The sequence below is a fragment of the Streptococcus mitis genome, from assembly GCF_003942865.1.
In the GTDB taxonomy this organism is placed as follows: domain Bacteria; phylum Bacillota; class Bacilli; order Lactobacillales; family Streptococcaceae; genus Streptococcus; species Streptococcus mitis_BI.
In genome coordinates this window covers 36498-59146 of sequence record NZ_RJNZ01000002.1, presented here as the reverse complement: position 1 = coordinate 59146, position 22649 = coordinate 36498, and the positions used below count along the sequence as shown (strand labels likewise).

24 protein-coding genes are annotated in these 22649 nt (G+C 42.2%); 3 read left to right on the top strand and 21 right to left on the bottom strand.

Annotation, left to right across the window (positions count from 1 at the left end):
- Positions 1 to 38: 38 nt before the first annotated feature.
- From D8845_RS02185 to D8845_RS02175, 3 genes are read right to left on the bottom strand one after another with little or no spacing between them, the layout of a single operon-like run.
- Positions 39 to 1325: a response regulator transcription factor gene (locus D8845_RS02185; protein WP_125452334.1), complete on the bottom strand. Its 1287-nt coding sequence runs from the start codon at positions 1323 to 1325 to the stop codon at positions 39 to 41.
- A gap of 11 nt (positions 1326 to 1336) precedes the next feature.
- The gene (locus D8845_RS02180) at positions 1337 to 3007 is read right to left on the bottom strand and encodes a sensor histidine kinase (protein ID WP_125452333.1); all 1671 of its coding nucleotides are present in this window, start codon (positions 3005 to 3007) and stop codon (positions 1337 to 1339) included.
- Positions 2985 to 3599 carry a YesL family protein gene (locus D8845_RS02175; protein ID WP_125452332.1) on the bottom strand — a complete coding sequence of 205 codons (615 nt, stop codon included), beginning with the start codon at positions 3597 to 3599 and terminating at the stop codon, positions 2985 to 2987. Before D8845_RS02175 ends, D8845_RS02180 begins: the two co-directional genes overlap by 23 nt.
- Positions 3600 to 3733: 134 nt before the next feature.
- On the opposite strand from D8845_RS02175, the gene D8845_RS02170 reads away from it, so the two are divergent.
- Positions 3734 to 4303: an MptD family putative ECF transporter S component gene (locus D8845_RS02170; RefSeq protein ID WP_125452331.1), complete on the top strand. Its 570-nt coding sequence runs from the start codon at positions 3734 to 3736 to the stop codon at positions 4301 to 4303.
- A gap of 28 nt (positions 4304 to 4331) precedes the next feature.
- Here the strand turns inward: D8845_RS02170 and D8845_RS02165 are convergent, their stop codons facing one another.
- The 14 genes from D8845_RS02165 to D8845_RS02090 form a co-directional block, all read right to left on the bottom strand.
- Positions 4332 to 5024: a methionine ABC transporter permease gene (locus D8845_RS02165; protein ID WP_049546857.1), complete on the bottom strand. Its 693-nt coding sequence runs from the start codon at positions 5022 to 5024 to the stop codon at positions 4332 to 4334.
- A gap of 1 nt (position 5025) precedes the next feature.
- Positions 5026 to 6087: a methionine ABC transporter ATP-binding protein gene (locus tag D8845_RS02160; protein WP_078238053.1), complete on the bottom strand. Its 1062-nt coding sequence runs from the start codon at positions 6085 to 6087 to the stop codon at positions 5026 to 5028.
- On the bottom strand, positions 6080 to 7453 hold the full coding sequence (locus D8845_RS02155; protein WP_125452330.1) for a M20 family metallopeptidase: 1374 nt from the start codon (positions 7451 to 7453) through the stop codon (positions 6080 to 6082). The genes D8845_RS02160 and D8845_RS02155 overlap by 8 nt, the downstream gene beginning before the upstream one ends.
- Before the next feature lie 96 nt (positions 7454 to 7549).
- Positions 7550 to 8404, bottom strand: coding sequence for a MetQ/NlpA family ABC transporter substrate-binding protein (locus D8845_RS02150; RefSeq protein WP_042751775.1), 855 nt, complete (start codon positions 8402 to 8404; stop codon positions 7550 to 7552).
- 153 nt (positions 8405 to 8557) lie between these two features.
- Complete coding sequence (locus D8845_RS02145) at positions 8558 to 9388, bottom strand: amino acid ABC transporter substrate-binding protein (RefSeq protein WP_000724930.1); 831 nt, start codon at positions 9386 to 9388, stop codon at positions 8558 to 8560.
- A 208-nt stretch (positions 9389 to 9596) separates the two neighbouring features.
- Entirely contained in the window at positions 9597 to 9920 is a 324-nt protein-coding gene (locus D8845_RS02135) for an AzlD domain-containing protein (RefSeq protein ID WP_125452329.1), read from the bottom strand.
- Positions 9910 to 10605, bottom strand: coding sequence for an AzlC family ABC transporter permease (locus tag D8845_RS02130; RefSeq protein ID WP_125452328.1), 696 nt, complete (start codon positions 10603 to 10605; stop codon positions 9910 to 9912). Before D8845_RS02130 ends, D8845_RS02135 begins: the two co-directional genes overlap by 11 nt.
- 482 nt (positions 10606 to 11087) lie before the next feature.
- Positions 11088 to 11753, bottom strand: a complete 666-nt coding sequence (locus D8845_RS02120; protein ID WP_125452326.1) for a CPBP family intramembrane glutamic endopeptidase — start codon at positions 11751 to 11753, stop codon at positions 11088 to 11090.
- Between the two features lie 115 nt (positions 11754 to 11868).
- Entirely contained in the window at positions 11869 to 12732 is an 864-nt protein-coding gene (locus tag D8845_RS02115) for an XRE/MutR family transcriptional regulator (RefSeq protein WP_125452325.1), read from the bottom strand.
- A 103-nt stretch (positions 12733 to 12835) separates the two neighbouring features.
- Entirely contained in the window at positions 12836 to 13846 is a 1011-nt protein-coding gene (gene tsaD, locus D8845_RS02110) for a tRNA (adenosine(37)-N6)-threonylcarbamoyltransferase complex transferase subunit TsaD (protein ID WP_125452324.1), read from the bottom strand.
- Positions 13836 to 14273 (bottom strand): ribosomal protein S18-alanine N-acetyltransferase, encoded by a 438-nt coding sequence (gene rimI, locus D8845_RS02105; RefSeq protein ID WP_125452323.1) that lies wholly within the window; start codon positions 14271 to 14273, stop codon positions 13836 to 13838. Before rimI ends, tsaD begins: the two co-directional genes overlap by 11 nt.
- Positions 14270 to 14953: a tRNA (adenosine(37)-N6)-threonylcarbamoyltransferase complex dimerization subunit type 1 TsaB gene (tsaB, locus tag D8845_RS02100; RefSeq protein ID WP_125452322.1), complete on the bottom strand. Its 684-nt coding sequence runs from the start codon at positions 14951 to 14953 to the stop codon at positions 14270 to 14272. Before tsaB ends, rimI begins: the two co-directional genes overlap by 4 nt.
- A gap of 104 nt (positions 14954 to 15057) precedes the next feature.
- Positions 15058 to 15270, bottom strand: coding sequence for a hypothetical protein (locus D8845_RS02095; RefSeq protein WP_125452321.1), 213 nt, complete (start codon positions 15268 to 15270; stop codon positions 15058 to 15060).
- Between the two features lie 494 nt (positions 15271 to 15764).
- The gene (locus D8845_RS02090) at positions 15765 to 15980 is read right to left on the bottom strand and encodes a hypothetical protein (RefSeq protein ID WP_125452320.1); all 216 of its coding nucleotides are present in this window, start codon (positions 15978 to 15980) and stop codon (positions 15765 to 15767) included.
- 278 nt (positions 15981 to 16258) lie between these two features.
- On the opposite strand from D8845_RS02090, the gene D8845_RS02085 reads away from it, so the two are divergent.
- On the top strand, positions 16259 to 16492 hold the full coding sequence (locus tag D8845_RS02085; protein WP_000639572.1) for a DNA-dependent RNA polymerase subunit epsilon: 234 nt from the start codon (positions 16259 to 16261) through the stop codon (positions 16490 to 16492).
- Between the two features lies 1 nt (position 16493).
- Positions 16494 to 18173: a ribonuclease J1 gene (gene rnjA, locus D8845_RS02080; RefSeq protein WP_125452319.1), complete on the top strand. Its 1680-nt coding sequence runs from the start codon at positions 16494 to 16496 to the stop codon at positions 18171 to 18173.
- Positions 18174 to 18375: 202 nt separating this feature from the next.
- On the opposite strand, the gene mnmG is transcribed toward rnjA, so the two are convergent.
- From mnmG to D8845_RS10415, 4 genes are all read right to left on the bottom strand, one after another.
- Positions 18376 to 20289: a tRNA uridine-5-carboxymethylaminomethyl(34) synthesis enzyme MnmG gene (gene mnmG / locus D8845_RS02075; RefSeq protein ID WP_125452318.1), complete on the bottom strand. Its 1914-nt coding sequence runs from the start codon at positions 20287 to 20289 to the stop codon at positions 18376 to 18378.
- A 9-nt stretch (positions 20290 to 20298) separates the two neighbouring features.
- A complete protein-coding gene (locus tag D8845_RS02070; protein ID WP_173253842.1) occupies positions 20299 to 20754 on the bottom strand; it encodes an NUDIX hydrolase in 456 nt (151 codons plus the stop codon).
- A gap of 139 nt (positions 20755 to 20893) precedes the next feature.
- The gene (gene mnmA, locus D8845_RS02065; RefSeq protein WP_125452316.1) at positions 20894 to 22015 is read right to left on the bottom strand and encodes a tRNA 2-thiouridine(34) synthase MnmA; all 1122 of its coding nucleotides are present in this window, start codon (positions 22013 to 22015) and stop codon (positions 20894 to 20896) included.
- 156 nt (positions 22016 to 22171) lie between these two features.
- Positions 22172 to 22387 (bottom strand): hypothetical protein, encoded by a 216-nt coding sequence (locus D8845_RS10415; protein ID WP_042901781.1) that lies wholly within the window; start codon positions 22385 to 22387, stop codon positions 22172 to 22174.
- Positions 22388 to 22649: the final 262 nt, after the last annotated feature.

Below are 22649 nucleotides of genomic sequence, written 5' to 3'. Positions count from 1 at the left end.
ATTGATATTATAGCACCTTTTGTAAAGAAATACAAATATTATAGTGTAGTTTCTACCTGTTTTCGGTAGGCTTTTGGCGATTTTCCGCACAATTTTCGGAACACTTTATAGAAATATCCAACATTACTGTAACCAACAGCATAACAAATATCTTCAATACTGTCACTAGTTGAAAGCAAAAGTTGTTGGGCAGCCTTAATGCGTTGTTTATTTAGTAACTCTGCAAAGGTCGAATTGGTTTCTCGCTTAATCAACTGCCCCAGATAGACAGGATTGATAAAGAGATCCTTACTGATATCCTTGAGGGAAAGTTCTTTCTGATAATCACGCCCAATGACTTCTAGCACACTGACCACATTTTCATTCATCCGATATTGTCCAAAGAATCGGGTCAGAGTTTCCTTGATATAAGGAACCAATTCATCGAAGGATTGAATAGCATGAATGGTTTTGACAATGTCCGTCATATCATCAGCTTTGAGATGTTCAAACAAATGAAAGACATCCATGACAAACTGGATAAAAAGCTGTTTGGTAATCGGAACACGCGGCGTATTTTCAAGAACTACCTTCTCCAAAAGATTTAACTCTTCTACGATTTGATTGAGATTTCCCTGAATGATAACCCTATAAATCGGTTCGTAATAGGCAAAGAGACTCTCAGACTGTTTTAGATTTACAGAGCCGTAAAAGAGGGCTTTCTCAGCATTCAGCTTCCAGCGTTCAAAGTGCTCTTGATAGGGAGCTTCAAAGGGAGTAACGACTAAACCATCTAGAGGTTGGTCAGAAATGAAAATCTGCCAATCTTGACCCAAGACATAGTAGGGAATGGTGAAGGAGCCTTGTTTTTCCTTAGATAGTCCTATCCACCAATTCTCCTTACCTCCTAGATAACTAACAAATCCAGTCTCGTCTAAATCTTGACTGAGGATCTGACTTTTCTTCCCTCTCTCTCCAAGCTGACCTTTAATCTTCTCCAGCAGATTTCCCAACTCTACCTTATCTACTGGCTTGACCAAATAGTCCACCACACTAAGGTTCATTGCTCTTTTTACATAATCAAACTCCTGATAACCTGAAAGCAGGATATAGGCGGCATCTGGTAAGATCTCTTTCATTTCCCGAATCATATCAAGCCCTGTTTTGTCGGGCATATTGACATCTGAAATGATGACATCAACGAGATTTTCCTGAACATATTCTAGGGCTTCATCAGCATGACTGGCTGTTGCGACGACCTCCATACCCCACTTATCAAAGGGAATCAAACGTTTCAGACCTTCTGTCACCATGTACTCATCATCTACTAATAATACTTTATACATTTTCTCCCTTTCTACTCATCTTGAATTGTAATACGATACTGAACACCTGCTTGCTCCGCAGACTCTATCGTAATGGCATAGCGGTCCCCAAAATAGAGTACAAAACGCTCATGGACATTGACAATTCCAATAGACTGCCTTTTTGCACTATAGCTTGCTTGGTGTTCAAAATGTCTCTGACTTAATTTTTCTCGAATATTTGCCAGCTTTTCAGACGATATACCACGACCATTATCTACCACTAAAATTTCCACAAAACCATCTCGTTTAAGAGCTTTAATGCTAATCACATTATCTGTCCGTCTATGGTCAACACCATGAGCGAAATAATTTTCTACCAGCGGTTGCAAGGTAAACTTAGGAATCTTTATATTCTCTAACTCTGGGTCTATCTTGAAACCATAGGCAATGGACTTGGGATAACGAACCATGCAAAGATAACTATATTTACGACAAAATTCTAATTCCTGTTTGAGAAGAGTTTCTCTTTCGTCCGAAATATTGTTACGCAACAGGCTACTGAACTCATAAATGATATCCGCTAACTCATCTTGACTTTGCATGACTGCATACATGCGCAAGAACTCCAGAGTATTATACATGAAGTGAGGATTAATCTGAGCCTGTAAGGCTCTCATATTGGCATCTTTTTGACTAAGTTCTAACTGATAAATATCATGGATATTCTTTTCCAATCGATCCAACATATCATTGGTCGTCTCCGCGATTAGGAGCAATTCCTGATCCTTTTCAAGTGTATCAATACGAAGACCTTCCTCTCCTTGGGCAATAGCTTGAATGGAATCCACCAAATCCACTACCTGCTTTTGATAATTTGAAAAAGTCTTCCTCAAGGTAACATATAGTATGACAATAAAGAGGATACTCAAACTAACAATTAGAGCCGAACTTCTTAAGATGCCAAACAGAACAAAGTTCTTAGCAACAGCTACTTGAACTCTGTAGCCATGAGAAGTAATACCGACAAACCAATTTTCTTTATCTGAGGACAATTGTTCCCCAATATGAAACATCTCTGTCTCAAAAGGAGAGGTTACAAATACAGCCATAGGTATATGCCCCCTAGTATTATCAATAGCTCCATTTAAGACATTGGTAGATAAAGAGATATAGACAACTCCCAAATCTTTATCCGAGACAGGATCAGATACAGGAATGGCAAAACTGTTTTCTGCTGGTTTAAAATCCTCAGCTGAGATTTTCTCTCCACCGCGTTTATCTCTGGCTGACACATAAACTTCTTTATAATCCTGAAGAGCAATCGCAACTCCAGTAACAAAATCATTCCGAACATAGAGATCATCAATATTTTCATATAAAGACACTGATATATACGGAGAAGCCTTACGTTCTAACTGCCAATAAAAATATTCAGGCGTACTCAGACTAAAATACTTATAAATTCCCTCAATACGAGCCTGATTTTCAACCAAAGCCTGCGCTAGCTGGGCTGACTCCCGATAATAATACTCTACCTCATCGACTGTTCGAGTGGTTACACGCTGGGCTACTCTTTGAGCTTCCTTTTCCCGTGAATCCCAGTCAGCGTAAGAGAGTAAGATTGTAAAACTCGCAATAATAATCATCATAACTGAACTGTAAGTTCTTAGAAGCGTATGTAGCCAAAACTGCTTCATTCTATTTTGTCGCCAATTTTTCATGGATACTTTCATAGACCGGTTCCAACATATCACTGATAAAGAAATGCCACATCCCAATTCCTACAAAGAAAAGTAGGGCAGGCATATAGTAACCAATTGCCACAAGTAGCACAGTCCCAAGAAAAACCTTGGCCACAGCTGCTAGACTCATAAAAATGCCAATCAAGGATAGTTTGAGTCTATTTCGATAAGACAAGTCAAAATAAACTTGTAATTTCAAAGACACTGTATAAGCCAAAAACAGCAAGGCAACTACTAGAACATTCAAAAATGTCGCAATCAAATGAACAAAAGTCTGATGAGGTAATTGAACCAATAGATACAGGCCATAGACCAAAACTAAATCCACACCTAAAAAGCTATAGAAAATCAGGTTGCTTGAGACAAAATTTTGCTTGTAAAGAGACCAAGCCTCCTTCAAAGTGTATTCCCGAAAGCTATAACCATGCTCTGCATATAGGCTCATCAAGGTAGCACTAGCCGGCGCTAGACCAAGGATAATCCCTCCTGCCAAGGTTAATAGCCAAAAGAAGGCTGTCGCAATCATCCCTAAAAAGAAACGATTAAAGACAAAGTCTAAAAATCTACCCATGATATCCCCCTAAAAATAACTATAAAACTATTATATCATATTTTAAGCGTTTTCAAAAACTTCTATTTTCCATTTACAATCCCATCGAACCGTGGTACAATGAGAATTATGAAAAAATTATCAGGAGACAATTCATGAAAAAATCTATCTTAACTACACTGCTTTTTGCAGTTCTTTACTTCCTCTGCATGGGGGTTGGTGTCCTTTTGGGCAATCTCTTTGACCAAACTGGAAACATGTTTTATGCGCCTGCCTTTACTGCCCTTGTCGGCGGTAGCGTCTATATGATCCTAGTCGCAAAAATTCCGCGCTTTGGAGCCATTACCACTATCGGCCTTGTCATGGCCTTCTTTTTCTTGGGATCTAAACACGGTGCTGGTGCCTTCCTTCCTGGAATTATCTGTGGCCTCCTAGCAGATGGAGTAGCTCATTTAGGAAAATACAAGGACCAAACAAAGAATTTCCTTTCTTTCGTTATTTTCGCCTTTAGCACATCAGGACCAATTCTACTTATGTGGATTACTCCCAAAGCCTATATGGCTACTCTTCTGGCAAGAGGAAAATCCCAAGAATATATTGACCGTATCATGGTCGCGCCAAACCCTGGAACCGTTCTTCTATTTATCACAAGTATTGTCATCGGAGCCCTAGTGGGTGCCTTGATTGGACAAGCCTTGAGTAAAAAATTGGCACAGAAAATCTGATTACTAAAAAAGAGCCGTACGGCTCTTTTTATTTATGGCTCAATTTTTTGGTCAAGAAATCTCCCAAGAATTGAATCGCAAAGATAATCAAAATGATAATGATGGTTGCTAAGATAGTCACATCGTGATTATAGCGGTTAAATCCATAAGCGATGGCTACGTTACCGATACCACCAGCTCCAACCGCACCAGCCATAGCTGTTTCCCCAACAAGGGAAATCAAGGTCACAGTTGTCACACGGATCAAATCTGGAAGACCTTCTGATAGGTAAACACCTACAATATCCCAGAATGTCGCTCCGCTAGCTTGAGCTGCCTCAATGACACCGCCATCCAGTTCAGCCAAGACCACCTGCACCTGACGGGCAAAGAAGGCAAAGACTGCAAAAGAAAGTGGGACAAGGGCTGCATTTGGCCCGATACTTGTCTTCACAATCAAGTGAGAAAGGGGAGACAAGATTGCCAAGAGGATGATGAAAGGAACCGCACGGAAAATAGAGGTAATCTTATCTAAAATCCAGAAAACGACCTTATTCTCCAAAACACCACCTGGCGCTGTCAAGACAAGGAAGAGACCTGCAACAAGCCCCAAGAAACCTCCGATGACGAAGGAAAGAACTGTCATATAAAGGGTTAGGTAGATGGCTGTTCCCCAGCCTGCCTGACCAGCCCAGCCCATTTTATAGACATTTGGCAAATAGGTTTGAATCAATGATTCCATCTTACTGTCCTCCCTTCAATACTTTTAGTTGTACGCCTGCTTGACGAATGGCTTCTTGGGCGCCTGCTAGCGCTGCTTTTTCACCTGACAAAACCACCACCAATTCTCCGACAGGAGTGCCATCTAGAATTTCGATATTCCCATAGAGGATATTAGCCGTTACTTGGTAATGCTTGTACAATTCATTCAAAAGTGGCTCGTCTGTTGAAGCACCCGCATACTTGAGTTGCACCAAAAGGCTGTTTTCAGACAGGTGTTGCACGATTTCTTGCTTCTCGATTTTGACCATGGCTTCGTCAATACCTGTAGCTGTTGAGATAAAGTCTTGGGTCAAGGGTTGTTTAGGGTTTGAGAAGATTTCAAGGACACTTCCTTCTTCAATCAAATGCCCATCCTGCATAACTGCAACACGGTTAGCAATATCTTTGACAATCTGCATTTCATGCGTAATCAAGACAACCGTCAAGCCTAATTTTTGATTCAAATCTTGCAACAAGGCCAAAATCTGCTTGGTTGTCTTAGGGTCAAGGGCAGAAGTTGACTCATCTGAAATCAAGATTTTTGGATCATTGGCCAAGGCACGCGCAATGGCCACACGCTGTTTTTGCCCTCCAGATAATTGTGAAGGGTAGTTTTCAGCACGGTCTGCCAAGCCAACCAAGTCCAACAACTTGGCAACTTTAGCTTTCTTTTCTTCCTTGCTGAGTCCAGAGTGTTTGAGTGCAAAGGCTACATTCTCCTCTGCTGTCTTTTGGCTCATCAGGTTGAAATGCTGGAAAATCATTCCAATATCTTGACGTTTACGACGCAACTGTTCTGCCGTCAAGGTCACCTTGCCATCAAAAATCACATCGTCGTCAATGGTAATTTTCCCTGCAGATGGTTTTTGCAAGAGGTTAATCACCCGTACAAGGGTTGATTTCCCTGCTCCAGAATATCCAACGATTCCGTAGATATCCCCTTCTTGGATGTGAATAGTCACATCCTTGACCGCTGTGATGGTTCTCTTCTTCTGATGAAAAGTCACATCGATCTGATCTAACTTAATAATATCTCTACTCATAGCTTCTAATCAGCTCCTCTACTAATTCAATATGGGTGTAGTAATCGGCGATTCGCACGTTCTCATCTCCACCGTGGTCTCGGCTGTTGGCATTTCCTAGACCGAAGGCCACCATTGGCACCTCTAGGGCATCAAAGACCGTATGCATAGGCCCTGTCCCCGCTGTCGTCGGCAGGACTGAAACGCCCTGTGGATAGAATTTCTTGGCCAACTCGATCACATTAAGAATGGCTGGCGCGCTCATATCGCTTCGATAGCTCATCTCTCCCAAGGTATAGTATAATTCTACCTTATCAAAGCCATTTTTGTCTAGCTGTTTCCGAATTTTTTCCAGAACATCATGCGGTTCTAGACCAGGAACCAAACGAACTTCTAGCTTGGCACTGGCTTCTGCTGGCAAAATCGTTTTGACTCCTTGTCCTTGGTAACCTGACTGAATTCCTTCGATATTAAGAGCTGGCTCGAAAAAGAAACGTTTTAGAAAGGCTGCGCGGTCCTCTTGTAAGAGAGGCAATTCCAAACCATAAATCTGGCTGATTTCCCCTGGATTTCGTTGGGCGTAAGTGTCCACCAAGGCCAATTCTCGTTCATTTGGTTCTTGAACTTCTCCGTACAAACCTTCAACCAAGATACGACCATCTGCAGCGCGAAGAGACTGTAAGGCTTGAAGGAGATACCAAGGAGATGATTCTACAACCCCACCATAACTAGAGTGGATATCCACATCAGCACTTTTCACCTTGGCATCAAAGGTCACAATCCCCTTATTTCCACCAGAAATTTCTAGCTGTTCCAAGGCATTCTTGGTCCCTTGTTCCCAGACCAACAAATCCGCCCCACGGAGTTTGTCTGCATGTTTTTCCAGATACTTATCTAGGTCTGTCGAAGCCGATTCCTCCGCTCCCTCCATGATAAAACTGATATTGACAGGCAGATCATCATGGTCCTGCATATATTTTCTCAAAGCACTCAAACGAGCTGTGATATGACCCTTGTCGTCATCCACCCCACGCCCATACATGAAGCCATTGCGGACCGAAAGCGTAAAAGGATCCTCTGTCCAGACCTGATCCCCGTCCGCTGGCACAGTGTCATAGTGGTTATAGAAAATCAGGGTCTTGGCGTCTGGACGCGAACTCTTGAAATGCGCCATGACAAAAGGCGCCGTGTAAGTCTCATCAATCTCCACTTCAGCCCCAACACGCTTGAAAATCTCCCCCAGATAGTTTGCGACTTCCTTAAGTCCAACCTGTTGGGCAAAGACCGACTTCTTAGAAATCAAGGTACGCAAAACCTCAAAATAATGCTGGGCTACCTGATCCTTTTCAAATTTTTCAATCTGTTCTTGTTCGCTAGGAAAAACCATATTCTCTCTACCTTTCTATGAACTACTCTTCCTGACAATCCATGCTCTATACAAAAGCAAGAGGTGGAATTTTCTCTCCCACCTCCCTGTTTCTTATTACCAAACTGGTTGATCCAAACCGTCTGATGTTTCTTCGATAACTTTTTTCACCTCATCTGTGTGGTAAGCTGCGATCACTTTCTTGATAGCATCAGCTTTTGGTGATGTTTCCCAATCTTTTTTCGCAACGATGATGTTGTACCATTGTTTTGAATTTTCATCAGCTTGTTCTTTGAAAAGTGCTTTCTTGTAGTCCAATTTTGCTTCTGTAACGAAGGTATTGTTTACAACGGCAGCATCAACTGATGACAATGAACGAGCTGTTTGGCTAGCATCCAATTCAGTGATTTTCAAGTTCTTTGGATTCTCTTTGATGTTAGCAACTGTTGCAAGAGCAGTTCCTGAAACGTCCAATTTAATCAAGCCAGCTGATTGAAGCAAGTAAAGCGCACGGCTTTCGTTTGTAGCATCGTTCGGTACAGCGATTTCTCCGTTTGCTGGGATGTCTTCTACTTTAGTGTACTTGTTGTCACTTCCATTCAAACCTGAGTAAAGGCGGATTGGAGAGATGTAAGTATCAGCAATCGCTACAAGGTCTTTTCCGTTTTCTTTGTTCCAGTTGTTCAAGAAGTTATAGTGTTGGAAAGCGTTCAAGTCTACTTCGCCATCAGCAGTTGCCTTGTTTGGTTGTGAGTAGTCTGTGAACTCTGTAAATTCCAAAGTGATACCGTCTTTTTTAACCAATTCTTGGATTTTGTCCCAACGCTTTTCTTCAGAACCGCTACGGTTAACCGTTGCGATTTTAATAGTTGTTGCATTGTCTGCTTTCTTTTCTGAGTTTCCGCAAGCTGCAAGAGCCAAACCTGCGACTGTAGCAAGAGCTGCTACACCAAGCCATTTTTTAATTTTCATGATTCTTTCTCCTTAAAAATAATACCGTACTAGTATCTCACAATTTGTTTGATTTCACAAATTGTTATTAGATAGCCAGATATATAGTTTAAAACTATATCCCTAAAAACTGAGAAATCATCCACCTTACTCAGAATGGATGATTTCAAGAAATTATTTAATATCAGCTTCTGCTGGTAGATAAGTGTCTCCGAAGAATTGTTTAGACAATTTTTCAAGCGTTCCGTCTTTGTAAAGTTCTTTGATGCGTTTGTCTACAAATGATTTCAACTCATCTTGACCCTGAGCAAGAAGTGGGTAAACGTAAGGTTGTTGGTCGCTTGGAAGTTCGATAACTTTCAAGTTGTCCAAACCTTGGTTCTTGATAACTGTTTCAACACCAATTTTATCAAAAATCTTATAGTCAAATTGTCCATCGCTCAAACGTACCATGATTTGTTGGAAGTCTGCCTTAGTATAGTTAAGGATAGTTGGGTTGTCCGGGTGTTCAGCATTGTATGCTTCTAACTGCTTAGCTGATGTAGTGGCTTGAACGACTTCCGTCGATTTTCCACCGATATCAGCGAGAGACTTGATGCTAGAGTCGTCTTTCTTCACTACAAGGACATTAGGGTTTTGGGCAATTGGTGCGGCATAAAGGTATTTCTCCGCACGTTCTTTAGTGTAGCTCAGATTGTTGACAGCCATATTGTAACGGTCAGCGTCAAGACCAGCAAAGACACCTGACCATTCTGTCTTTTCAAACTTGACATCATACTTGTCAGAATCTTTAAAGATAGCGCGAACGACTTCAATCTCGTAGCCAGTCAATTCGCCATTTTCTTCATAGATAAATGGTTTTGGCGATCCATTGGTTGCAACGATGATTTCTTTCTTGCTAGCTGCTTCTCCTTCTTTCTTAGCACCCCCTGAGCAAGCTGCAAGCACACCTGCGGCAACAAGAGCAAGGGCCGCAAGAGATGAGTATTTAACGATTTTTTTCATGTCATTTCCTCCAAAATAGAATACCTTATAATCTTAACAGAAAAAGAGCATTTACGCCATTATATGATATCTATCTCTGTGATAGGTTTTCTTTATGGCTAATTTATACTCAATGAAAATCAAAGAGCAAACTAGGAAGCTAGCCGCAAGCTGTACTTGAGTACGGTAAGGCGACGCTGACGTGGTTTGAAGAGATTTTCGAAGAGTATTAAAAGACCAAACGCAAGACTGCAATTAAGACCACTCCAAAGAGAACTGTTCCGACTAGATTGCGGTAGCGAAAGGCTACCCAAGCTGTTGGAAAGACAGCTAAAAAGTCTTGCCATTTGATTTGAGGAAAGCTACCAACCTTGCCTGTCACTACACTTGAAAGAATCAAGGCAAAGATAATCGAAACGGGCAAGAACTTCAAAAAACGTTCAACAATCGCAGGCAAACCCTTATACTTGACCATGATGAAGGGAATCATACGGGGAATCCACGTCACCAAGCCAGAGAAAATAACTGCTAATAAAAGATACTTACTGACCATCTAAAACCACCCCCATTGTACAACCTAGCAAGGTCGCAAACAGAACAGCTAGCGACTGAGACACCACTGTCAAGAGTAAAAAGAAGGACACCGCAACAACTGCTAGGATAATGAGCAGATTGCGGACAGGAATCCGTCTTTGCATAATCTGGAATTGCGAAGCAAAAATCCCAATGAACATCCCAACCAGGGCAAAATCCAAGCCAAAGATTTCTGGATTTGGTAGCAGGCCACCTAGAGCCGTTCCGACAACTGTTCCCACAAACCAAGCCACATAGCTGTTGAGATTGTTTCCGTGCATCCACATAGGATTGACCTTGTCTGCATGGGCCAATTCGCCCATCAAAACACCATAAGTCTCATCCGTCAAGATACTAGACATACCGATATTATGCCAGAGACTGGTATGACGGAAATAGGTTGACGCATGCAAGCTCAACAAAAAGAGACGCAAATTAATCAAAAAGACCGTCATAGCAATAGCTACCACAGGTGCTTGAACCGCAATCAGTGCCAGCATGGCAAACTGGGCACTCCCAGCATAAACAAAGAGGCTCATCAAGCCCATCTCAACAGGTGTCACATAGGGCGCACCGATAATCCCACAGGCAAGGCCAATACTAACATAACCCAGAGCCGTTGGCATAGCTGCCTGCGCCCCCTCCCAAAATCCTTTTTCTTTCATCTTTCTCCTCATATTGTCTTAATAATACTCAATGAAAATCAAAGAGCAAACTAGGAAGCTAGCCGCAGGCTGTACTTGAGTACGGCAAGGCGAAGCTGACGCGGTTTGAATTTGATTTTCGAAGAGTATAAGTAGGATGAAAATGCTCCAGCCATAGCATGGACTATTATAACACATTCAGTAAAGAGAAAAAAGTCTGCTGATTGTGGCCATCATAAAAGACTGGCAATCCAGTCTCAAACATATATTATACAAATTTTCCGCTAGATACTTTCACGAATATCAAAGAACAAGAAAAGGCAACTAGAAGAAATAGCAATAAAACAAAGTTAGTAGCAATAGTTACTAAAACTAAGATCATTTTTATGAAAAGGATACCTAAAAATGCAATTAAAAAGGTAAGATCGCTCAGTAAAGAAATAAACTGGATAGAAAGAATGCCTAGGAACACTCCTCCTAAAATATTACTAAGCAAATAAAAATTACAGCAACGGCAAAATTTGACCAATGCCATTGTAGACTATATGCAGCCCAATAGGCCAATAAATGGACTTGGTTACTCTAAACAAGACTGCAAATATGAGACCGCCACCCATATATACGAAAAAGTCTGTCAAGACCCAACCGTGATTACTAATGTGTAAGATTCCAAATAATATAGCTGATCCGAGCACATCCAGTCCCCATTTCTTTCCTTTTTCCAGAGCAGTCATCACTAATCCACGATAAATCATATCTTCAAAAATGGGACCTGCAATCACAGGATAAAAAAAATACATCAAAAATGCCGTAGCTCCTGTAAAAGTAGGAGCAGCATGTTGATAAGAAATTTCATTTCGAGTAGGTGGGAAAAGAAAAAAGGTGACAAAATTCCAAACAACAAAAGCAAGCAGAGCTAGGAAGGAATAGAAAAGATAGGATCCTTTAAACTTTCTACTGTTGATTTGTTGCCATTTCCCCGACCAAATCATAGCAATAAGAGCAAACAGAACCACAAGAAAGTTCAACATAATATCCGACAGATAATAGGCAAAGTCAGATAGACCAGTAACAAGGTCGCTGCGTAAAACTAGACCACTGAACTTCTGGTCAGCAATAACTAGTAGAATTACTATAATAAAGTAGTAGCGTGAGATTATCTTTTTCATTCTATTTTCTCCTATACTATGAAATAATTATAGTATAACACGGAAATCACCACATTTTAGTAAATCGCATATTTGATATTTTTTCTTATAGAAATTTCAGATTTGCGATTGTTGACTACTCAATAAGTTCTTTGTATTGCTGCAAACGTAATTCGAAGAGGGCTGTCAATTGTGGATTTTCTAATACTTGCAGAGATTGGATAAAGTGTTCAATCTCTTTTTGATTGCTTCCTTTGGTTTGAAAAAAAATACTCATTTTCTTTAAAAATTGCCACGATACTTTCTCAAAAACATCATATGGACGCAGCATACTCTCCAACTCGACTTCAAAGATTGGGATATAGGAGAAAAGTTTACGCTCCATGAGTTCTGATAAGATATTTAAGAATCCTTGCTTCATATACAATCTATTATGTACCAACTCTTTAAATTCCTTGGATTTTTCAAGTAAAGAGGTTGATAAAAATATCAAATCTTGATTACTCAAGAAAGGCATGGTATTACAGAATATATAGAGTTCAAACCAGGTCCAAGACTCGATAGCATAGAGATAGCTGGTCAAAAATTCGCTATCCTCCTCTGCCAGTGGGTAGCTTTTATCTAGTGAATGGATGGCATCTTTGATTACAATAGCATTCAAACGACGATAGGTCTGCGCCATCTGTTCTTGCTCGACTTCCTCTAACAGTTGTTCTAAGCCAGCTATATCTTGGTGGGCAAACCGATCCACAACCTTTCTACCAATTCGCATATGTGGAGATTCTTGATAGTTGTTGAGCTTGTGCCCAAACTCATCAAAATTCATATTGATCCCTTGGACGGCTAGTATGAGTTTATCCGCAGACAGCATAGACTGCCCTAGTTCAAACTTGGACAACTGAGAGGCTGTTAGACCATCACAAGCCACATCTGACTGCTTGAGCTTTCTCGCCAAGCGTAATTCCTTGTAAAATTCTCCCAACTCCATTCTCTCAATCATCTCACCACCTCCTATTGTTTAGATATTATATCATCATTTTTATAGTTTTGTCAAAATATTCTGACATTTAAGAGAGCAAAAAAGCCAGCCCTAAGCTGACTCTTTATTCCATGGTATCAAAAGCGAGGCTTGGTTTGGCATTGAGGTCCAAGCTTGCAAAATTTTCTTTGTTCCACTCGCTGACGCTGGCATAGGCAATCATTCCTGCATTGTCTCCACAAAGACGCAGTGGTGGGATGATGACCTTGACATCTGTGATTTCGGCCGCTAGGCGTTCTCTGAGGCCTTTATTGGCTGCCACACCACCTGCCACGACAAGAGTTTTAACAGGGTATTTCTCCAAAGCCTTCTTAGTTTTTGCCATAAGAATATCCAGTACAGCTGCTTGGAAGGAAGCACACAAATCCTCTGTAGACAGGCTTTCTCCCTTTTGCTCGGCATTGTGGTGAAGATTGATAAAGGCAGATTTCAAACCTGAGAAGGAGAACTCCAGATTATCTTCCTTAATCATGGCACGAGGAAAATCATAAATATCCTGCCCCTGATGAGCTAGCTCGTCAATCTCCCGACCTGCTGGATAGGTTAAGCCCATGACACGGCCGACCTTATCATAAGCCTCACCAACCGCGTCATCTCGCGTTTCCCCAACAATCTTGTAGTCACCAGCTTCAGAAACATAAACCAACTCTGTGTGTCCACCGCTAACCAAAAGGGCTAGCAAGGGAAACTCCAAAGGCTCCACACTCTGAGCGGCCATGAGGTGACCGGCCATGTGGTTAACAGGAATCAGCGGAAGTCCATGAGCCCAAGCAAAGGCCTTAGCAGCTGACAAGCCAACTAACAAGGCTCCGACCAAGCCTGGTCCATAGGTAACCGCAACAGCTGTCACGTCCTCTTCGGTAATCCCTGCTTCGGATAACGCCTCCATGATACAGGCTGTAATAACCTCAACATGGTGACGACTGGCTACTTCCGGCACTACGCCCCCAAAACGTTTGTGACTCTCAATTTGACTAGCAATGACATTGGACAAGAGCTCATTGTCGTTTTTCAAGACGGCGACACTGGTCTCATCACAGGATGTCTCAAATGCTAAAATATATCTATCCTTCATCTATTTCTCTCTTCATGATGATGGCGTCCTCGACTGGATCATGGTAGTAGGCCTTTCTCTCAGCGATGACTGCCATCTTTTCTTTCTTGTAAAATGCTTGCGCTCGTTGATTTGACTTTCTGACTTCGAGGAAAATCTCCTTATCTGTCGGCATTTGAGAAAACAAAGCTGACGCAATTCCCTGACCCTGATAGTCTCCTTTAACAGCGATTTGCAAGACTTCTGCCTCAAAGATATTTTCCTGCACAGCTAGAAATCCAATCACTTCTGCCCCATCATAAGCCAGAGCATACCAAGTCTGGTCTTGGGACAGATCTGCTTGGATTTGTTCCAGCGTCCAAGGACTGACTGGGTAAACAGCTGCCATGACAGCGTAGATGTCTTGAGCCAAGTCAGGCTGCTGTTGGATTCGTTTGATCTCTATCATAGGCGTTTAATGTAAGACTCACCAGACTCGGTGTGGTTCTTAAGCCAGTTTTCCTCAGCCTCAACACGTTTGAGGTAATTCGGCACAAAATCATGCAAGGAGTCTGCTTCCTTGTCCCAAGCCAAAAGAGCAAGATTGGCTGCATTAGGCAAGGTTTCTTTGTAATTAGTCCTTGGTAAGTGTTCTTGAATCTGCTCCACAAAGGGGGCAACTTCTCCGACAAAGGTTACCTGACTAGCACCCTTGACTTTTTCTAGCACCTCTTCAAAAGATAGATGCGCTTCTGGCATGACAGGTTTGGCATTTTCATAAAATCCTGCATAAACATTGTTGCGACGCGCATCCATCAAAGGAACGAACAAGCCTTCTTGTTGATATGGCACCAGAGCCCAGAGGCTAGACATACCAACTAACTCAATGTTCAGGGTATGAGCCAAAGTCTTGGCAGTTGCTACCGCAATTCGCAAACCTGTGTAGCTACCTGGCCCTTCCGCCACCACGATTCGGTCCAAGTCCTTGGGTGTCCAATCCAAACTTGCCATCAAAAAATCGATGGCAGGCATGAGGGTAATACTATGATTTTTCTTAATATTAATCGTCGTCTCGGCAAGAACCTGCTTGTTCTCTAAAATAGCGAGAGAAAGAGCCTTGCTGGACGTATCAAAAGCTAATACTTTCATAACACATTCCTATCTTTTTGTCTGCTTACTATTATACTACAAAAGCTGGCACATGGGAATTTTCTTTGCCCCCAAACAAAAAAGCCCCATCATGAGTAGGGCATCTAAGCATTTAATCCAAAGTAGAAAACGAGCCAGACAACATAGGTTACAAGGAGGAGAAAAATTAAATAGAGCGTCACAAAAGCAAGCTTCCAAAGGAATTTTTTTGCGGTATCCCAGATGTACAAACAGAGCATTCCCCCATAGACACAGGCTACAAAGACTATAAACACCAAGAGGCCAATCCCTATCGCAAATTCAAACAAACTAAGCATTCTTAATCCTCTTTTTGGTATTCCTATTTTTATATAAACTGTTGACTATGTTGGTCTATCAATGTTAAAATGTAATTCAACACTGGTAGGAAAATCAGGTTGAGTCGTTGACTCTTCGGGTTGCGGTGCTATCCCTGAAACTTTGGTTTCTAAAGAACTGGAATTGCGATTGATTAGTTCGCCCCCAGTGTTAGATGGCTCTTGACTTCGGTCAGGAGCTTTTTGATGCTTTTAAAGTTGATTCCCTCAGTAAGTTATAGTAAAATGTAAATATTGAGAGGATAACGTAGGGCGACTGGTAACAGAGCGTTCAAAGGTACCAACTTCTGGTACGAGTGTGGGACTGCTCTCAGCTTTGAGCTGTAAAAACCCCTGACTACCATTGGTCCTCTCATTTTTTTGTTGCTCTAGATTTGAAACTGCCTCTTGACCTCAATCAAGAGTTTTTCTATTTTTTACCCCCAAACAAAAATACCCCAGCATGAGCAGGGCATCTAAGCATTTAATCCAAAGTAAAATACAAACCAAACGACATAGGTTACTAGGAGGAGAAAAAGCGAGTAGAGAGTCACAAAGGTAATTTTCCACAAGAACTTGGTTTGTCGTCGTTCCATTTTGGCAAATAGAAGATTCCCTCCATAAACACAAGCAACAAAAATGATAAAAGCTACCAAGCGAACTCCGATAGCAAAAGAAAATAAGTTATACATAGGGCAACCTCCTTGACTTAAAAACTATAGGGAATTATGACAAACGATAAATTCCACTTCCATTATCAAGATAACATACTTTCTTTATTTTTGCAAACGCTTCCTAATGAGTGACTCTATGACTTTCTCGTTCCCGTCTTTTACTAATTTTTCATTTTGTGGTATAATTGAGATAATTGTAACGAATCAAGGTCAATCTAGACAAAAAATGGAATGAAATCAAGCAAATATCTGCTAAAAGTTTGGAATAAGCTGACCTGTAAATAGAAAGGAACTATATGATTTACAAAGTTTTTTATCAAGAAACAAAAGAACGTAGCCCACGTCGCGAAACAACACGCGCACTTTACCTAGACATCGATGCCAGCTCAGAACTTGAGGGCCGTATCGCTGCTCGTCAACTTGTCGAAGAAAATCGCCCAGAGTACAATATCGAGTATATCGAACTCTTGTCTGACAAATTGCTAGATTACGAAAAAGAAACTGGCGCCTTCGAAATTACGGAGTTCTAATATGGCCTATACTCTTAAACCTGAAGAAGTCGGCGTTTTTGCCATCGGTGGTCTGGGAGAAATCGGGAAAAATACATATGGGATTGAATACCAAGATGAGATTATCATCGTCGATGCTGGGATTAAATTCCCAGAAGATGACTTGCTTGGTATCGACTATGTCATTCCTGATTACTCTTACATCGTGGACAATATCGACCGCGTCAAGGCTGTTTTGATTACACACGGACACGAGGACCACATTGGTGGGATTCCTTTCCTGCTTAAGCAAGCAAATGTCCCTATCTATGCTGGACCGCTTGCCTTGGCTTTGATCCGTGGGAAACTCGAAGAACACGGCCTCTTGCGCAATGCCAAACTTTACGAAATCAACCACAACACTGAGTTGACCTTTAAAAATCTCAAGGCAACTTTCTTTAGAACGACTCACTCTATTCCAGAACCTTTGGGGATTGTCATTCATACTCCACAAGGAAAAATCGTTTGTACGGGTGACTTCAAGTTTGACTTTACTCCAGTTGGAGAACCAGCAGACTTGCACCGTATGGCAGCCCTTGGCGAAGAAGGCGTGCTCTGTCTCCTGTCTGACTCAACAAATGCAGAAGTGCCAACCTTTACCAACTCTGAAAAAGTCGTTGGTCAGTCCATCATGAAGATTATCCAAGGCATAGAGGGACGTATCATCTTTGCATCCTTTGCCTCAAATATCTTCCGTCTCCAGCAAGCAACAGAAGCTGCTGTTAAGACTGGACGTAAGATTGCGGTCTTTGGTCGTTCTATGGAAAAGGCCATTGTCAACGGAATCGAGCTTGGCTACATCAAAGCTCCTAAGGGAACCTTTATCGAGCCAAATGAAATCAAAGACTATCCTGCAGGAGAAGTTCTGATCCTCTGTACAGGTAGTCAGGGTGAACCTATGGCGGCACTCTCTCGTATCGCCAACGGAACCCACCGTCAGGTACAACTCCAACCAGGCGATACGGTTATCTTCTCTTCTAGTCCAATCCCTGGAAACACTACTAGCGTCAACAAACTAATCAACATCATTTCTGAAGCTGGTGTCGAAGTTATCCACGGCAAGGTTAACAATATCCATACATCTGGACACGGTGGCCAGCAAGAGCAAAAACTTATGCTCCGCTTGATTAAGCCAAAATACTTCATGCCTGTCCACGGTGAATACCGCATGCAAAAACTCCACGCTGGACTAGCAGTGGATACTGGGGTTGAGAAGGACAATATCTTTATTATGAGCAATGGTGATGTGCTTGCCCTTACTGCTGACTCAGCTCGTATCGCAGGTCATTTCAACGCTCAAGATATCTATGTCGATGGAAATCGTATCGGTGAAATCGGTGCTGCTGTCCTCAAAGATCGTCGTGATCTATCTGAAGACGGTGTCGTTCTAGCAGTCGCAACTGTTGACTTCAAATCGCAGATGATTCTGTCTGGTCCTGACATCCTCAGCCGAGGCTTTGTCTACATGAGAGAATCTGGTGACTTGATTCGCCAAAGCCAGCGTATCCTCTTCAATGCCATTCGTATCGCACTGAAAAACAAGGATGCTAGCGTTCAATCTGTCAATGGTGCCATTGTCAACGCTATTCGCCCCTTTCTCTATGAAAATACAGAACGTGAACCGATTATCATCCCAATGATCCTCACACCAGATGAAGAATAAGTCAACAAAACAGCCCCGATTTTTCGGAGCTGTTTTTCTCTATGCTTTCTTTTGAGATTGAAACTCAATAAAAATCGAAATCAGACTAGAAGGCTAGGCGAAAGCATAACTTGAGTTAGCTCCCATAGTTAGGGGAACTATGGGAGGCTGGCGATGAATCAAAGCCAAGCTTTGAACTCATTCGTAAGAAGCCGACGACGTATCATTTTGATTTTTGAAGAGTTTTTGAAATACTACGATTTTTACCTTCAAGATACACCATCAAAATAGAAATATCTGCTGGGTTTACTCCCGAAATACGGCTGGCTTGGCCGATGGTTTCTGGATTGATGAGTTTGAACTTCTGACGGGCTTCCGTCGCGATAGAATCAATGTCATCCCAGTCGATATTGGCTGGAATGCGTTTTTCTTCCATGCGTTTCATCTTGGCAACCTGATCCATGGCTTTGGAAATATAGCCTTCGTACTTGATTTCTGTTTCAATCAATTCGATAATCTTGTCATCCAAGTCCTCTGCAGCTGGTCCGATGAAGGCCACCACATCTTGATAAGAAACTTCTGGACGGCGAAGGAATTCCTTGGCTGTCACTGCATCTGTCAACGGCTTGAAGCCCATCTCCTCAACCTTGGCATTGGTTTCCTTGACTGGCTTGAGTTTGATGCTGTCTAGGCGTTTCATCTCATTATCAAATTGATTTTTCTTGATTTCAAAGCGAGCCCAGCGTTCGTCATCCACAAGGCCAATCTCACGTCCCATCTTAGTCAAACGCATATCAGCATTGTCATGGCGAAGAATGAGACGGTATTCAGCACGACTGGTCAAGAGACGGTAGGGTTCAATGGTTCCCTTGGTCACCAAGTCATCAATCATGACCCCAATATAACCGTCACTACGCTTCAAAATCAACTCAGGCTTGCCTTGGACTTTCAAAGCCGCATTGATCCCAGCGATAATCCCTTGACCTGCTGCCTCTTCGTAACCTGACGTTCCATTTGTCTGACCAGCAGTGAAAAGACCTGAGATTTTCTTGGTTTCCAAAGTCGCACGCAACTGGTGAGGCAAGACCATGTCATACTCAATGGCATAACCTGTTCGCATCATCTCTGCGTTTTCCAAACCTTTGATAGAATGAACCAGCTCACGCTGGACATCCTCAGGCAGACTGGTTGATAAACCTTGAACATAGACTTCCTCTGTATTGCGCCCTTCTGGCTCAAGGAAGAGTTGATGACGTTCCTTGTCCGCAAAGCGCACAATCTTGTCCTCAATCGACGGACAGTAACGAGGCCCTACTCCCTTGACCACACCTGTAAACATAGGCGCACGGTGGAGGTTGTTTTGGATAATCTCATGACTGGTACCATTGGTATAGGTCAACCAGCATGGCACTTGATCTTTGACATAGTCCTCATCTCGTGAAGTGTATGAGAAATGATTAGGCGCTTCGTCTCCTGGCTGAATCTCGGTCACATCGTAGTTGATAGAAGAAGCCTTGACACGTGGAGGGGTTCCTGTCTTGAAACGACCGATTTCGAGGCCTAATTCCTTGAGATTGTCAGCAAGGTTAATCGAAGCTAGGCTGTGGTTAGGACCTGATGAATACTTAAGGTCTCCAATGATAATTTCCCCACGGAGGGCAGTCCCTGTCGTCACGATAACAGCCTTAGCAGCATATTCTTGATGAGTCGCTGTACGAACACCGACAACCTTGCCATCTTCCACCAAAATCTCATCAATCATGGTTTGACGAAGGGTGAGATTCTCTTGATTTTCAACTGTCTTGCGCATCTCCTTAGAGTAAAGCTCTTTGTCAGCCTGCGCACGAAGGGCACGAACGGCTGGACCTTTCCCTGTGTTGAGCATCTTCATCTGAATGTAAGTCTTGTCAATGGTCTTGGCCATCTCGCCACCGAGGGCATCAACTTCACGCACGACAATCCCCTTGGCAGAACCACCGATCGAAGGGTTACAAGGCATGAAAGCCAGCATTTCAATGTTGATAGTCGCAAGCAAGACCTTGCAGCCCATACGGCTAGCAGCTAGGGATGCTTCCACCCCCGCGTGTCCTGCACCAATTACAATAATATCGTATTCTTCTGTAAAATTATAAGTCATATTTCTCTCCTATTCCTCAAGATGAATGTGTCTTAGTTGGCCGTCCCAATCTGGCAGGGCTGTTTTTAAAAAGGCTGGAACTAGATTGATACCCTCAAGCTTGTCTATGTCAATCCATTCACAGGGCTGCGATTTTTCATCTTCCTGCATGGTCAATGGGGCATCTTCAAGCAAATTCACTAGATAATGAAACTCGATATTGTGATAGTAAATACCGTCCTGTTCAAAACGATTTTCAACTACAAAAGCTAGTTGCCCAGCTTGAGCTTTGACACCCAGTTCTTCCCTCACTTCACGGACTACCGCGTCTTCCGTGCTTTCATTGACTTGAATCGCACCTCCAATTGTGTAATACTTGCCCTTATCTTTGGTAACTAGGAGTTTGCGATTTTGAAGAATCAAAGCTGTCGCCCGAACGCCAAAAACTGTATTTCCTACTTTTGTCCGAAAGTCTTGTTGAGTCATTCCTATCCTTTCCCTTAAACGACACAAAAACAGTCAAAACTCCAAAGAAGTGCAGGACAAAAAGCCTGCAACATCCATGAGCTTTGACCATCATTTCTATTGCTTTTATTATTGTAGCAAATTGAGAAAATTTGTCAATCTAAATGTACTGACAAACTTGTCCATCGCGGTAAGCATTGTCAATCAAACCGCCACCTAGACACTCTTCGCCATCGTAAAAGACAACTGCCTGTCCTGGTGTAATGGCTCGTTGCGGTTCTGCAAAGATGACCTCTGCCTTATCTCCTTTGACATGGACGGTCACCTTAGAATCAGGCTGACGGTAGCGGAATTTAGCCGTACATTCGAGCGTAAACTCCTCTGGCATATCACGAGTAAAGTGGACTTGGCTAGCCTCTAGGCTGGTTGACATGAGCGAATCATGGTAGAAACCTTGGCCGACATAGAGGATATTCTTGCTTAAGTCTTTTCCGACAACGAACCAAGGGGCATTGTCACCACCGTGTTGCCCACCGATACCCAGACCGCCACGCTGACCGATTGTATAATACATAAGTCCTGCATGCTCGCCCATATCGCGACCATCCACAGTCATCATGCGACCAGGCTGAGCTGGTAAGTAGTTGCTGAGGAAATTTTTAAAGTTCTTTTCTCCGATAAAGCAAATCCCTGTCGAGTCTTTCTTCTTAGCAGTCGCAAGACCTGCTTCTTCTGCTAGTCTGCGAACTTCAGGCTTTTCCAAATGCCCCAGAGGGAACATGGTTTTTTGAAGTTGTTCTTGCGAAAGCTGGCTGAGGAAATAGGTTTGGTCCTTGCCATTGTCCACACCACGAAGCATGTGAACGATGCCATCCTCATCACGCGCCACTCGAGCATAATGCCCAGTCGCCACATAGTCTGCCCCCAAGGTCATGGCATAGTCCAAAAAGGCCTTGAACTTGATTTCCTTGTTGCACATAACATCTGGATTTGGCGTGCGTCCTGCACGGTATTCCGCTAGGAAATACTCGAAAACGCGGTCCCAGTACTCTTTTTCAAAATTGACAGAGTAGTAGGGAATGCCAATCTGGTCTGCTACCGCAGCCACATCCTTGTAATCTTCGGTCGCCGTACAGACGCCGTTTTCATCTGTGTCATCCCAGTTCTTCATGAAGATACCGATCACATCGTAGCCCTGCTCCTTGAGCAAAAGAGCCGTCACCGACGAATCAACACCACCACTCATCCCCACGACAACACGTATTTTAGAGTTATCACTCATTGTAAGTCTCCCATCTATTCGTTTATTCACGATTGAAGGTCGTGTGTGCTTCACGATTGAAGGTCGTTTGAGCAGTTTTCATTATAACATGCTTGGTTGGAGAAGACAAGAAAGAGGCTGATAATCTACCAACCTCTGATTTTATTGATAAAAACTTTAGTCATCATCGTCTCTATAAAAATATTTTCTATACACTCTTGATAATACCAAAATTAATGTCAATATCATACCAAGAGCTATAATAATAGAATTTATTAGATTTATTTTAGTATGTCCAATCACTAGTCCAATAATTGGGCTAGTAGACATGCCTAGATATAATAAAAGTGACAAAAAATGAATCTCACCAATTCCTGCAAAAAAATGTTTCATGTAATGATTCTCCATTTGCTCCATTAAATCCGTTTTATTTTAGAGTAGCATAAAATAAGCAATCCTTCAATAAAATCCATTGACGAAATACTATTCTAAAGCATTGATAACTCAGATTTCTCAGAATAGAGCTGTCCAAACTATTGAACAGCTCAAGAACATATATATATAATTCTAAACTTAGAATTGCTATAGAATAAATGTTTTATGGGTATTCTAGGTCTTTGACTTCTTAAAATTTTACGTTCTGAAGGATTCTAAA